Raw genomic sequence first — 13,896 nt, forward strand, 5'->3', positions numbered from 1 at the left:
ATAAAATAATTCGTTAAAAACAAAGCAATAACAAGTAAAACTCTTTTTAACTAAAAAAAATGGTGGAATGAGGATCTGCTTAACAAAACTTAATGATTAAACAGTTAATCTCACTCTACCTTTGGCTCTTCTGCGGGCAAGCACTTTACATCCGCCTGAAGTAGCCATTCTAGCTCTAAAACCATGAGTTCTTTTTCTTTTGATTTTGCTAGGTTGATATGTTCGTTTCATAAAAAACCTCTTTTCTATTTATACACACTTTTTTAATTATAACTTTTTTATCATCAATTGTCAATAGCGCAAAAACTAATAATAACTAATTAATTACAAAAGAAAATAATTGTTGGTGTTTCGATAATATTAATTATATTTTCTAATGCTTCATTTTAATAAGCTTTAGCAAATAAAACAGTATGTAATGCTTTTTGATTGGTCACAGGACAACTAGTAGTAATTAAAGGAGTATCTAAAATAATTCTTGCAGTTGCACCTGTTTCTTCTTTAATTTGCAACTCAGCCTCAGTGCCTGCAATGCTCATTGCCACATACCCACCTTTTTGTAGGTGTTGTTTGAATTTCTCATAAGTGGTGGCTTGCTTTTGATTAGCTTCTAAATGTTTTAATGCCCGTTCGTACATATTGTTATGAATTGTTTTTAACAATACAGGAATTTGTTGTTTTAAAGTTGTAATTTTAAAGTTTTGCTTGCTAAAATTATATCTTTGAAAAACAGTGACTTCATCTTGGGCTAAATCACGTTTGCCAATTTCAATTCTCAAAGGGACACCTTTAAGTTCATATTGGCTAAATTTCCAACCCGGAGTCTTATCTTGCAAATCTAAATGAATGCGATAGTTTTCTTTTAAAGTGTCAAATAGCTTTTTGGCAGTGACTCGTACTAATTTATCTTGCGGTTGCAAAGGAATAATAACGATTTGCATAGGAGCAACATAGGGAGGGAAATTTAAACCTTCATCATCGCTATGAACCATAATTAAAGCACCTATCAGACGAGTCGAAACACCCCAAGAAGTTTGATGAACGTATTGCTTTTGAAGATCTTTATCTTGAAATTGGATTTGAAAGGATTTAGCAAAATTAGTTCCTAAATAATGTGAAGTTCCGGCTTGCAAAGCTTGACCATCATACATTAAAGCTTCTAAAGAATAAGTTACTAAAGCGCCGGCAAATTTTTCTTTTTCGGTCTTTCGACCGCAAACAAAAGGCAAGGCCAATAATTCTTTACCTAATTTTTGATAAAGTTTAATTATGGATAAGGTTTGATTGATGGCCTCTTGTTCGGTTGCATGAATGGTATGTCCTTCTTGCCATAAAAATTCTTTACCACGCAAAAAGGGTTTGGTTGTTTTTTCCCAACGAACAACATTACACCATTGATTGTATAATTTCGGCAAATGGCGATAAGAACTGATATTTTTAGCATAATATTGCGAAAATAAAACTTCAGAAGTCGGACGAATAATTAATTTTTCAGATAATTGCCTCTGACCAACAGACGAAATGACAGCCACTTCCGGAGAAAAACCTTGAATATGGTCTTTTTCTTTTTGAAAAAGTTTTTCAGAAAAAACCAAAGGGAAATAAACATTTTGATGACCGGTTTTTTGCAAATTATCATTCAAATATTTTTGGATATTTTCCCACAAAGCATAACCATAAGGTAAATAAATGATAAAACCTTTGACATCGGAATAGGCTATTAATTCTGCTTTTAAACAAATATCTGTATACCATTTACCAAAATCAGCTAAACGTGAGGTAACTTTTTGAACTCGTTTGAGTGTTTTCATTTTGACATGACCTTTATACAGTTATTTTTTTGGATATAACTATTTTGAAAAACAAAAAATTGTGGATAAAAGAATAAAAAAATAAATATTTAAAAAAACAAGGTCAAACAATAATTTGTTAAAATATTTATTTTTTTAAGAGTTTAAAAAAATATGAATTCAATTTAGAAAATATAATAAACTAAAAATTATTTTTATATTTACGATATTAACATATTTTAAATGAATAAAAAAGTTTAGTTAAATTAATAATGGCGGAGCAGAAGGGATTCGAACCCTTGCACCGATTTCTCGGACTACGTCCTTAGCAGGGACGCCTCTTATGGCCACTTGAGTACTACTCCTGATCGAATTCCTTTTTGAACTTGCAAAAAATTTTTTAATGTTTGATTAAGTTTCAAATTAAAATAACAAAAACCTAAAAATTAAAATGGAGGCCCTGAACGGATTTGAACCGATGATCAAGCTTTTGCAGAGCCATGCCTTACCACTTGGCTACAGGGCCCAAAAGAATGCTTTAAAATTATTTCATTAAAGCTTGTATTTCTGTAATCTCTTTAGGGATTTGGTGCGATAAATTAATTGCTCCATCTTTGGTAATTAAAAGATTATCTTCGATTCTAATACCAATATTAAATTGTTTGAAATATAGACCAGGTTCGACAGTAATAACACTATTTTCACCGATAATATCAGAATAATTACAAACATCATGAATATCTAAACCCAAATGATGTCCTAATCCATGATAACAATATTGGTCAATATTAGCAACATCTTCTAAAAGGCCTAATTCTTTTAACCCTTTTGCTAAAATGGTTTTGCCATAATGATTTAATTGAGTAAAAGTATGTTCTGGTTTGACCCAGGCAATAATTTCTTTATTCGCTTTTAAAACTAAATTATAAATTTGTTTTTGTAAAGTGGTAAAAACACCACTAATTGGATAACAACGAGTGATATCAGAAGAATAGTGATTATAAGTAACCCCTGCATCAATTAATAAAAGCTCATTTGGCATTAATTGCGAATTGTTGCGATTATAATGCAAAATTAAAGCATTTTTGCCTGAAGCAGTAATGGAATCGAAAGATGGTTTGGTTTGATTCGCCTCTAAAAAACCATGAAAAATAGCTGTTATCTGGTTTTCATACATCAAAGGTTTAAGTGAAGTTATTACTTTATGCAGAGCTTGACAGTTAATAGATATAGCTTTTTTGATGTTGTTAACTTCATAAACACTTTTAGCTTGCCGCAAAGACATGAAAAAAAGTGAGCTGTTATATATTTTTAAAAAAGGATATGAAGAAAGAAGTTTTTGACAAAAAGTTAAAGCCCAACTGTTAGCTTGTTGTGCCTGATTTTGTCTTGATAAATCAAAATAAAAACCATCTATATCAAAGTTAGCAGAATTTCTTAAAGGATTGATCATTTGAAATAAAAAGGAATGAAAAAATTGAATTTTTTTAACATTAGTTAAAGCGATTTTAGCCATTTGAGAGGCAGCAGAAAAACTTAAAAGATCGCCATCCCACAAAACTTTTTGTGGATCGCTTTCCTCCAAAAACAAAAAAGTTTGACAATGATGAGCGTTTTTTGTTAACAATAAAATAACATTAGGTTGGTTAATACCAGTTAAATAATAAAAATTACGATTTACTTCAAAAGGAAAAGTTTGATCAGCACTTTTAATGATGGTTTTACCAGAATAAAATAAAGCCACAGTATTTGGTTTCATTTTGTCAATAAAATTTTTTCTATTTTGTTCAAACATAAAAAATATATTTCCCTTGTTTTTGATTTAACTTCAAACATTAAAAAAAGACGAAAGTTTATTTTTTTTCACGATGTAAAGTGTGTGTTTTGGAAAAAGGGCAATATTTTTTTAATTCTAAGCGACTAAGAGTTTTTTTCTTATTTTTGTCGGTATGATAATTTTGTCTTTTACACTCGGTACAAACTAATTTTACTAAATCACGCATGTTATTTTATCCTCCTTACATAATAATATTATATCAAAAAAAAGTTAAAAATGAAAAAGTTATGCCTTGCTTGTGAATTTGATCAATTTTTTTGTTTGATAGAGCATTCTTTTTTTGATCCATAAAAGAATATAAGTCATCAAAGCAATAATGACAAAAAGCAGCGAATATAATCTAAAAACATACTTATAACCGACATAAACAAAACAATATTGTTTTTTTCCTAAATTTTCTGGCGGTATAATTTGATCTTCACTCAAAGGCGAAAAAAAAGTATAAGGAAATATTTTAAAAGGATCTCTTTGTTCAGCGTCTTTTTGACTATTGATAATTCGTTGGCCTGGTGACAGGTTTTTCCAATACGGTTGCATCATAAAAAAAGAAAATAAACTAAAAAAAACCATATAAGCTAAAGCGTGCAACCATCCTACCCATATTTTTTTATAAGAAATAGCAAAATTGTTAACAAAAAAATAAAAATATAAATAAGTTAAAGGAATAAGGGTGTGTTGTAAATGAGAAATAATATAAGAGTTTTTGAAATCAAATTTTTTAAAATGTGCAAATTTATCAATAACGATATGATAAATTAACCCTGTCATCGAAATACTAATTAAACAAGTAAAAATGGCATAATGATACCATTTTTTTTGACGGGTTTTGGTGAAAAACAAAGCATAGATGATTAAAACGAATAAATTACTTTGATAAGTAAAATAAAAGATCATTTTAACCAAAGTATTATGTCCTGGGAAAAAACCATGTTTACTATAATCTAAAATTCCACCTTCAACGAATTCAGGAGGTTCATATTTACATAAAACAAAATAATTTACATCTTTGTCCGTTGCTTTTTTAAAATCATTAAAGAAAACCAAAATCATTAAAGAAATAGCCAACATTAAAAAAAGGAAAACAATATTAGATCTTTTAAAATGATTACAAAAAAATATTTTTTTTAATTTCTGTGGAATAAACATATTATTTTCCTTTTTATAGTTAAAAAAATCAAAAAAATAAATTAATTTCTTATACTACTAAATTCAATATTTTTTATGTGTTTTAGATATGATTGGTTTAATTAAGTTTTGTTCTAAAGCTTGTGGAAAAGGGTATTTTTCTTCGCGCATACGTTTAAACAATAAATAAATAAAACCTCGTTCAAAATCAATTCGGGTAATGACTGCAATTTCTTTTTCGTTTTCAACTCTTGCTCTTTGCCCGATTAAATAATTTTTTGGAAAAGTTTTCACTGTAACGATCGCCTACTTTCTAAAAGAACAAAATTTGCCTCAAATGGATAAAAAAGGTAAGGTAATATAATGACAAAAAACAAACTAAAAAGTTTGTTTTTTGTCGAAAAGATATTCAAAAATTAACGATTAATGTTTTTAAGAAACAAAAACATCTTTAAAACTTTTGCTAAATTTAAAAACGGGAACTGTTTTAGCTGGAATATCAATATTTTTGCCGGTTCTTGGGTTTTTACCTTGACGAGCGTTTCTTCGTTTCACTTCGAAAGTGCCAAAACCAGTTAAAGTAACTTTTTCATCTTCTTCAAATGATTGAAGACTTTGAGACAATACTTCAACAAAACTACTTAAAAATCTGTCAGCTTCTTTTTGACTAACGCCGTGACTTTCAGCTAATCTTCTTAAAAACTCTAATTTGCTCATTTTTTTCCTTCCTTTCTTTTAAATTACGTATTTATTATAACATCAAAAAAAACATTTACAAGTAAAAAACAAACAATTATTTTATCATTTATGCGTTTTTTAATTTTTTTTAACAATCATTTTTAAAAGGTCGTTGCATTAACTCATTTATCACAAGTTCAAAAGACTTTAATTTAAAAATTAATTGATAAGCTGCCTCAATTAAGGGCAAATCAAGATGATTTTTTAATTGTAAATCATATAATGCTTGCAGGGTTTGAAAACCTTCAATAGTTTGACTAGATGCGGCAATAATTTGCTGATAAGTAAGTCCTTGTCCAATTTTTTTCCCGGCGTTAAAATTCCTTGAATAAGAGCTAAAAGCCGTCACAATTAAATCTCCTAACCCAGGAAGCCCTAAAACTGTTTGCGGATTGCCTTGATAAAAAGCAACTAAACGTGACATTTCTAAAATACCGCGGCTCATCAAGGCAGCTTGAGAATTAATGCCTTTTTCTTTGGCGACTAAAATACCATTAATTAAGGCTAAAACATTTTTAAAAAAACTACAAATTTCGTTACCAACTAAATCAGAAGAGGTATACACTTTGAAATAATGCGGGTTAGAAAATATTTTTTGTATTTCGACAGCAAAAGAAGCATTTTCGGAGGCAACAGTAAGAAGGGTTAATTTTCTTAAAATCACCTCTTCGGCATGAGATGGACCCATCAAAGAGGCAAAATTTTTTAAAAGAGGAGCTGGAATAACTTGTGCAACAATTTGGGAAACACGCAAAAAAGTTAATGGTTCAAGCCCTTTTGAAACGTTGACAAAAGCTTTGGGGGTTTTAACCAATAAAGATATTTGTTGCAAGACTTGTCGCATGACTTTGAGGGGAACTGCTAAAATTAATAAATCTGAATGTAACAAAGCCTCTTTAAGGTCAGAAACAGCTTTAACATTAGTCAAGGGAGCATCAAAAATAGAATGTTTACCTTGTTTAATGCGTTTAAGATAAGTTTCGTTAATATCATAAACTAAAACTTGATTCTTGTTATCTGTCAAAACTTGCGCTAAAGTAGCACCCCAAGCTCCGGCACCAATAATTGTAATATTCATAAAGTAAGAAAACCCTTTCTTAAGGTTAATTAAAGGAAGATGTTTCCTGATTTTGACAAAAAATAAAGCATAGATGACAAAATATGTCAAAAATAAAAAAATAGTTAGTTCAAAAAGAAAATTAAACTTGATAAAAATTCTTTAATAATAACTATCTTTTATTTTAACATTTTAATTAACTAATGTCGCTAAAAAAATCTAACAAAAGCAAATAAAGACCTTTTTTTTAACCTCGGGAAATGTGGTTTGCAATTAATATAAGTTTATTGTGCAATAAAAAAATTATTTTATCTTTTTTACTAACTATTATACTTTATAAAATAAGTTTCATTATTTTAAAAATGGCAAAAAAATAGCGAAATAAAACTCCCAGACATTAACACAACTAATAAAGATGCATATTTTTTTAAGTAATTTTTGTTTTACATATTGATTTAATTTATCTAGAACAATTATCCATATAAAAGCAGTCAAAATAAATTCTAAAATACTGAACAATAAAAATATTGCAAGTATTAATATCGCTGTTTTGGTAGAAAAAACAAATGATTTATTACCTAAAAATAAAAATACTTGCAACAAAATACCTATAAAAATCAAAGTAAATAAAATAACAAAATTTTGTTTTACTTTATTAGTAATTTTAAACATTTTTTTAATTTGATGTAAATAGGTAATTAAACTTAAAACTAAAATAGCACCATTTAATAAAGATAGTCATAATTAAAAATTTTATATGTTAACTTTCTTTTTATTTTAGGTGTTCGTTAATATTTTTGATATTTATTTTTTTCTATTTTTTATATAATTGGTTTTGGTAATTGAACTTGTATTTTGGCTAATGTTTCTAAATGTTCTTCTAATTCGTTATTGATTAAATTATATTGTCTATTGCTAAAAGTTCCTATTAACAAAAAAGACCAAAATTCACCAGCTACAAGTGTGTTTACGGTAAAATCATTAATTCTTTTTAAAATGGTTTTAATTCTAATGGAAATTGCTTGTTTTAACATATCATCTTTACAATGTAACATAGCAATTTTAACGTCATCAATAGTTTTGATAATTTTGAATCTTTTTGTTTCTACTTTTTTAGTTTTTAAATAAGCTCTAACAAAAAGAAAAATCACTCCAAAAACAATCATAAATCCCAATAAGGTATTTAAAAATCGTTTTAACTTTAACATACTAATAATATCTATCATTATTTTTGCCTCCTTTTAATTATTTGATGCATTTTTTGGCAGTCATACATTATTTAATTTGTTCTAAAATTTCTATGCTATACTTTACTTTTTGTAATTTTTTTTAAAAATAGATAATAACTTCAATTAATTAACACCTCTTTTTCATAGATTTGCAATATTAAAAAAATTAAATACTTTTTTATCTTTATATAATTATATGTCTTTCGATATAACTAATTTTTGTATTGTTGTTTTTTTCATAATCAAACCTCATCTTTGAAGAACACATAATTACACTTTCATTATACTACTAATTTAAAAGTTGTCAAGTTTTTTTAATTTTTGATTTTAAAATTAATTGTATTTTTTTACTTTTTAATGTTGTTATTTTTTAAATAAAAATATCAAAGTTTCTTTAAAAAAATCTTTAAATGATTATTTTTTTGATATACGAATCTTTTTTAAAAATGTTTTTAGCAATAGAAAAGGAATTATTTTTTAAATCTTTAAAATAAAAAAAGACTAATTTTTAAGTTAGCCTGAAAGAATAATTTTATAAAATTAAAAGTTGTATAAAATTTTGGCACAATGAGGTGATACAGATAGATAAATTGCGTTTTGGTGATAGAATTTGTGTTTTTGCTATCACTTATTACAATCCACTTTCGTCTGCACGCAGCAGGGGCAAGTTGCCAAACATACATTTTTTTTACAAACTGCGCAGATTTTTGTCTGTTAACATTAAACCTTCAAGTACAATTTCATTTGGGTTAAAAATTGCTTTGTAGTTGATAGTAATTAAATGAGTGTATTTTTTTCTTATTTAAATTCGAAATTAAAATCAGTAAAAAGTTTTTTCTTCATTATTGCTACCTGTGCATCAACTTCAAAAATTAGAACTGCATCCCATCAATTGGATTGGTTCTTTTTTTTGTTTAGAAAAATAATTTGTAATTTTCATTAAGAAAGGCAATTGTAAACAAAGAACAAATAATAACTACTAAAATGGTAAATAATGTTTAGATTTTTCTTCCCGCATTTTTAATACAGACAACAATATTTTTCTTTTTGTTCTTAACCTTTTTTTCTTATTTTTTTATCTAATTTATCAAACATTTAGAAACTATAAACACTTCACAATCAATTAAAAACTAAAAAGAGTATCATAAAATCAGCAGTCAGATGGCCTCTCTTTAAAAAAATTTAAGTTTTCAAAAAAAAACAATAAACCAAAGAATAAAATATATATAAAGCAATAATCAAATAAAATCTTTTTTGATAAGTTTGTATGTAGATTATATTAGTTTTATTTTTCATCAGTTTATTTTTCAAACAAGCCATAAAAGAACATAAACATAAAAACATTATTAAAGTAAATAAGAAAGTAATCGTTAATAAGAAATGCAAGAGATGGTTGTTTTTTAGTTCTTCAAAAACAAATTGCATTCTTATATAAGGAAAATCTGATGGGTTGCTTATTCCTATCACAAAAATTATCACAAAATAAATTAAAGGGTAAAGTAAGCCAATATATTTTTTTTGGATATTAATAACACTATTGTCAATAAAAAAATAATAAAAGATAAAACTTGAAGTTAGTATTTTGTGTTCCAAAAAAATAGGAATCTTTTCTTTCTCCAATAAACAAAAAAAGACTACCGTTAAACAATTCATTAAACAGATAAAACTTATATAAGAGTAACTTTTGGAGTTTCTAAATGTATTATTCAAAGATAAAAGAAAAAAAAGAGCAATTAGTAATGTATTTTGTCTGGTAAATAAACCAAGTGAAAAACAATATCTTTTTGTATTAGAACAACTTTCTATGATACTAAAAAAAGCAATAATAAAAGTAATAATTAAAGTCATATAATACTTTTTTTTAGAAACAACATCTATATATTTTTTTTGATAACTATATATATTCATACAATTATAAAAACCTTTTTGTTAAAAATTTTAAATTGAATAATACTTTTAAAATAGAAATTTTATAATTTATTAATTTTTGTAAAGTAGTTTTTTTATATAACTATGATTTTATAATATGGATAGATAAACTGGGATTGTTATAAACGAGCCATACTGTATATACTACAATCCGTCTCTGTCTGCACGAAGCGGGCAAGTTTTGAAACGCACGGCTTTTTACAAACTTTGTAGATTTTTGTCTGTCAACATTAAACCTTCAAATGCTTAGCTGTTTTATCACCTAAATTGTAGTTTTTTATTTTGTGGCTTGTCAGTAGGTCTGCTTTATTTCCTTTACATTATCGTTTCTTTGTTGGGTCTTAGTTCTTTGGAAAATCTACATACTGTTTGTTAGTAGTTTGCTAACTTCTTTTATTCTATAAAAGTTGTTAACCTTCGTCCTGAAAGGTGAACTGTCCTTATTTTTCTAAATAAAGTTTTAATTTTTTGACTACTAAAAAAACTCTTTTTGTCAGTTTTGTACTGTTGTGTAGAATCGCTGATAGTTACGTTAAAATTTTTGTTTTTTTCAATTAATAAACTAACCAAAACAAAAATATTATTTTATTAGACTCCGAACTTAGAGATTTTTTTGGTATTTTTGCCCGTAGGTTTTGGTATTATATCTGCTTTTTTTCTTAGGCCATGCAGGTTTATCTGTGAAACGATTTGATTGGGCTGCTTCTTTAATTTTTGCTACTAACTGATCTTAACTCGCTTTTATGAGTTGCTGTAATTTGTTATTTTTTCAAATAACTGACCTATCATATCTACTTAAAAAAAGGGTTTGATCAGGCTTTCTTACTATTTTGGTTTTTAGGCCTCTTTGGTACCAACGATGATTTATTAAATTATTTTTATATTTTGTCTTTGGCTATTATTATATCTTAAAAAAATATTTTTTTACATTCACTTTTATATATTGTGTGAATAGAAATTGAGGTATTTTTTTGAATTAAAAATAAGATAATTAAAACTAAACTGCCTTTTTAAAAACAATTAAGTTTTGTAGTATTTAATTTTTAAATATTATAATGTTTTTTTAATTGCTATTGATGGTTTTAAGTAGAGTTGTCTACTTTTATCCATCCACTTACCAACACAAAAAAAAATTATTTCAACTAAAAGAATTGCTACTATTCCATCCATGATATAATGTTGTTTAATCGCAAAAGTCGAGATAAAAACCATAATACAAAAAAATAATTTACTATAAACTAATGTTTTAGGAATTGGTTTGGTTTGTTTCTTGCGAAAACCAACATAGCATAACCAACTTAACCCAACATGTAAACTAGGTAAGGAGTTAAATCTACTGTTATTATCGGCTTTATATATGCTTGATATCATCCAATCAATTATATTTTTTTTTGGCTTTAAATTTTTAAACTGGAATTCGGTGATTACTTCAACCGGAAATATGATAAAAAATCCTAAACTAACAATTACAAGAATAAATAAAGAAATTAGTAATTGTCGTTCTGTTTTTTTATCTAAATATTTATATATTAAAAAAGGAGCAAGAACATAAACACAAGGGAAAAATAAAGAATAAAATATCACTGTCCATTTCAATTTTTCACAAACTTGATCAGAAAGACCCTGTTTTCCATCAAAACCCAAATTTAAAATTTGGATCCAAAAACCATTATTTTCTGAATCATTTTTTTGGCAAATATATTTTGTTAAGTGTGGTGAATCTTTAATTAACAATCCCGAGATAATATAAATTGATACTTGCAAGGCGATTAATAAAAAAAAACTTAAAAAATATTTTTTAAAGTTCTTTTTTTCTCCTTGTTTATTGGTTTTTAATAAATTTGTTAAAGTATTGATGATTTGCATTTTTATTTTCCTTTTAATTATCAACTTTTTTTATCTTCATAATTACTTATGAATTTACTTTAAATTTCACAATATAAAAAACATTCTTTAATATTATAACATTTTATTTTTATTTTTGGCAAAAGTTATTAATAAAATATATATTAATAAATTGATTACGCTTTATTGTAGAAAATTTGCTATTTTCTTTTTGTTTGAAGGAACATTAAAAAGAAATATTTACTTTTTTGGCACTGGGGTGTTATAAAAAAATGTAAGTATTTTGAGCGCATTTTTAATAGGTTGTTTTTTTGTTGTTATTTATTATTTTTTTATATTTTAAACAAAAATTCAATAAGTTGGAGTAAAAAAAGATAAAACAATGATTACTTTCATATTATAAGACAACAATATTTCCTAAAAGGTCAACAGTTTTTTCATTTTTTTACGAAGTTGTGTTAAAAAAATTTTTTGATAGAGTTTTGAATGGTTGTTAAAAAAATTATTCATTTAAAATGCTTTTTTTCTTAAAAATAAAAAAAGACTAGTTGCAAAAACTAGCCTATTTAGGTATTAAAAATGAATTTATTTACAATTTTTTTAATCATCTGGTGGTAAAGAGGTGTAATCAATTGTGTAATCAATTGTTATTCCGTCAGATTGATAAACAGTTTTTTTTAATCGTTGGTCAGTTTCTGGGTTGTATTCAGTTATAGAAAAAATAGTTTTTCCGTTGTCTCGGTACTTAGTTTCTTTAATTTTTTGGCCAGCATCATTGTAATGAAATATAGTGTCAATAGTTTTTCCGTCAGATTGGTATTGAGTTATTTTGGTTGGCTTGCTGTTTTGGTTAAATTCGGTCAAAGATTGCTTGTTGCCATTTTGAGAATTATAAACAATTTTCATATTAGAAGGGCATGCGGGAGGCGGCTTTGTACTTAGATATTGGTTTATTATTTGAGATGAATTACTGATGATGGAACTCAATAAATTTTGTGGGTAAAATTTTAAATCGTTATTTAGTGCATAATAAGAAGAAGAATTCCAACGCGCCAAAAAAGACTGTTGATGATAATAGGTTAAATGATGCTCTTGGCCATTAATATCGTAAAAAGTAATGGTGGGTTTTTTTTGTGCTATTTGATCTAATGTCTCATATGTGTAATTTTGTGGTTTAATTTCGGCATTATTTTTCCAATTGTTGATGTAGTCGTAGTAATTAGTAGCCTGGGAGACGTTATTTTGAAAGTCTTGATACAAGCTGCTGTGATGATATTGAATTTGATCGACCCTATGAACATGTAAATAAGGGTTAAATTCAGAAGCAGACAGATTGTAAGTGTTTTGGAATGGGACTGAGGTAGATGTTGTTGCTGCAATTTCTTCTTCATTCGGTGGACGCCATGCTAAAAAGTTTTGATTGGTGTCATATTCAAAGATGTAGTTAATTGTTTTGTTCTGGTTGTAATTTGTTTGTTTTATGATCTTGCCAGTGGTTTTATCGTATTCGAAGATTATGTCATTAGTTTGTCCGTCTTTTTGGTAAAAAGTTTTTTTAACTAGGTTGCTAGTTGTTGGATCAAATTCTTCAATGTAGTAAACTGGTGAGATTTGGGTGTGGTCTGTTGACTCTGCTTTTAAACTGTTAGACACAGGATCAGGGAAAACAGTTTTTATAACGATTAAAAGAGCAATAATTATTAATATGATTTTTAAAAAGAAGATACTTACTGTTTTTTTAGCTTGTTTCAAGGTTGATTTTTCTCCTTTCTTTTAGATTTGGAAAAAAATGGTTTTTGATATAATTGATGTATTGCCTTTGGGTAAGTTGTATTTTTTGTCTTAGTTAGTAAGGTAGGGGTTTTATTTCTTTAACTTTCTTTATAACGTGTTATTTTGGCCCTTGCTGGGCTTGTTAGATGTTCTTTTTATATGCCTTGTTGTGGTTTTCTTGTTTTAGTTTATTTTTTGTGCTTCTAATTTTTTTCCGTTGGATTGCCGATACGCTTTTTGTGCTTTGATGGCTAGTTTTTGGCGATAAAGTTGCTCTACTCCTTTGTCCTTGTGTGATAGTTGATGATGTGATATTCTTTTTAATATCCCTTATAGTTTATTTTTTTAGTTTGTTATAATTGATTTTTAAAAGTTTTAAAAAAGGTGATGATATGAGGGATGAAAAACTAAAAAAGAATTGATAAAACCAAATCACTTACCCTTTCTTTGTTTTATTTGCTTAGCTTTAATGGGGGGTTAACTTTACAAAATAATTTTTTTAAAAAACAAACAAGCTGGACGTGTTTTAGCGGTTTTGTTAGCTGGGTTTTGGGGTTTTGCAAGTATTTTATT

The 13,896-nt window shown here is 26.8% G+C and carries 12 protein-coding genes and 2 tRNA genes; all 14 read right to left on the reverse strand.

Annotated elements, in window-relative coordinates; translation table 11 throughout:
• Positions 1-96 precede the first annotated feature (96 nt).
• Positions 97-231: a 50S ribosomal protein L34 gene (rpmH, locus tag psc1_RS01925; protein ID WP_023161553.1), complete on the reverse strand. Its 135-nt coding sequence runs from the start codon at positions 229-231 to the stop codon at positions 97-99.
• A 155-nt stretch (positions 232-386) separates the two neighbouring features.
• The gene (gene proS, locus psc1_RS01930) at positions 387-1,811 is read right to left on the reverse strand and encodes a proline--tRNA ligase (RefSeq protein WP_023161554.1); all 1,425 of its coding nucleotides are present in this window, start codon (positions 1,809-1,811) and stop codon (positions 387-389) included.
• Positions 1,812-2,063: 252 nt separating this feature from the next.
• Positions 2,064-2,155: transfer RNA gene (locus psc1_RS01935), tRNA-Ser, on the reverse strand.
• A gap of 87 nt (positions 2,156-2,242) precedes the next feature.
• Positions 2,243-2,316 (reverse strand) — tRNA-Cys (locus tag psc1_RS01940).
• 18 nt (positions 2,317-2,334) lie between these two features.
• Positions 2,335-3,585: an aminopeptidase P family protein gene (locus psc1_RS01945; RefSeq protein WP_023161555.1), complete on the reverse strand. Its 1,251-nt coding sequence runs from the start codon at positions 3,583-3,585 to the stop codon at positions 2,335-2,337.
• A 58-nt stretch (positions 3,586-3,643) separates the two neighbouring features.
• A complete protein-coding gene (gene rpmG, locus psc1_RS01950) occupies positions 3,644-3,793 on the reverse strand; it encodes a 50S ribosomal protein L33 (protein ID WP_023161556.1) in 150 nt (49 codons plus the stop codon).
• Positions 3,794-3,852: 59 nt separating this feature from the next.
• A complete protein-coding gene (locus tag psc1_RS01955) occupies positions 3,853-4,773 on the reverse strand; it encodes a hypothetical protein (RefSeq protein WP_023161557.1) in 921 nt (306 codons plus the stop codon).
• 63 nt (positions 4,774-4,836) lie between these two features.
• The gene (locus psc1_RS01960; protein ID WP_023161558.1) at positions 4,837-5,046 is read right to left on the reverse strand and encodes a hypothetical protein; all 210 of its coding nucleotides are present in this window, start codon (positions 5,044-5,046) and stop codon (positions 4,837-4,839) included.
• 138 nt (positions 5,047-5,184) lie between these two features.
• Positions 5,185-5,469 (reverse strand): HU family DNA-binding protein, encoded by a 285-nt coding sequence (locus tag psc1_RS01965; protein WP_023161559.1) that lies wholly within the window; start codon positions 5,467-5,469, stop codon positions 5,185-5,187.
• A 109-nt stretch (positions 5,470-5,578) separates the two neighbouring features.
• Entirely contained in the window at positions 5,579-6,568 is a 990-nt protein-coding gene (locus psc1_RS01970; RefSeq protein WP_023161560.1) for an NAD(P)H-dependent glycerol-3-phosphate dehydrogenase, read from the reverse strand.
• Between the two features lie 800 nt (positions 6,569-7,368).
• Positions 7,369-7,773 (reverse strand): hypothetical protein, encoded by a 405-nt coding sequence (locus tag psc1_RS01975; protein ID WP_122225295.1) that lies wholly within the window; start codon positions 7,771-7,773, stop codon positions 7,369-7,371.
• Between the two features lie 1,185 nt (positions 7,774-8,958).
• Positions 8,959-9,684 carry a hypothetical protein gene (locus psc1_RS01980; protein WP_023161299.1) on the reverse strand — a complete coding sequence of 242 codons (726 nt, stop codon included), beginning with the start codon at positions 9,682-9,684 and terminating at the stop codon, positions 8,959-8,961.
• A gap of 1,071 nt (positions 9,685-10,755) precedes the next feature.
• Entirely contained in the window at positions 10,756-11,571 is an 816-nt protein-coding gene (locus tag psc1_RS01985) for a phosphatase PAP2 family protein (protein ID WP_122225293.1), read from the reverse strand.
• Between the two features lie 579 nt (positions 11,572-12,150).
• On the reverse strand, positions 12,151-13,302 hold the full coding sequence (locus psc1_RS01990; RefSeq protein WP_373375483.1) for a DUF2963 domain-containing protein: 1,152 nt from the start codon (positions 13,300-13,302) through the stop codon (positions 12,151-12,153).
• Positions 13,303-13,896: the final 594 nt, after the last annotated feature.

Origin of the sequence: Candidatus Phytoplasma solani (assembly GCF_041729705.1) — a bacterium.
GTDB classification, from domain to species: domain Bacteria; phylum Bacillota_I; class Bacilli_A; order Acholeplasmatales; family Acholeplasmataceae; genus Phytoplasma; species Phytoplasma solani.

Bases quoted from the DNA above. Each gene is read 5' to 3' on its own strand.
- rpmH (WP_023161553.1), bottom strand. From the start codon at position 231: ATGAAACGAACATATCAACCTAGCAAAATCAAAAGAAAAAGAACTCAT.
- proS (WP_023161554.1), bottom strand. From the start codon at position 1,811: ATGAAAACACTCAAACGAGTTCAAAAAGTTACCTCACGTTTAGCTGAT.
- psc1_RS01945 (WP_023161555.1), bottom strand. From the start codon at position 3,585: ATGTTTGAACAAAATAGAAAAAATTTTATTGACAAAATGAAACCAAAT.
- rpmG (WP_023161556.1), bottom strand. From the start codon at position 3,793: ATGCGTGATTTAGTAAAATTAGTTTGTACCGAGTGTAAAAGACAAAAT.
- psc1_RS01955 (WP_023161557.1), bottom strand. From the start codon at position 4,773: ATGTTTATTCCACAGAAATTAAAAAAAATATTTTTTTGTAATCATTTT.
- psc1_RS01965 (WP_023161559.1), bottom strand. From the start codon at position 5,469: ATGAGCAAATTAGAGTTTTTAAGAAGATTAGCTGAAAGTCACGGCGTT.
- psc1_RS01970 (WP_023161560.1), bottom strand. From the start codon at position 6,568: ATGAATATTACAATTATTGGTGCCGGAGCTTGGGGTGCTACTTTAGCG.
- psc1_RS01975 (WP_122225295.1), bottom strand. From the start codon at position 7,773: ATGATAGATATTATTAGTATGTTAAAGTTAAAACGATTTTTAAATACC.
- psc1_RS01980 (WP_023161299.1), bottom strand. From the start codon at position 9,684: ATGAATATATATAGTTATCAAAAAAAATATATAGATGTTGTTTCTAAA.
- psc1_RS01985 (WP_122225293.1), bottom strand. From the start codon at position 11,571: ATGCAAATCATCAATACTTTAACAAATTTATTAAAAACCAATAAACAA.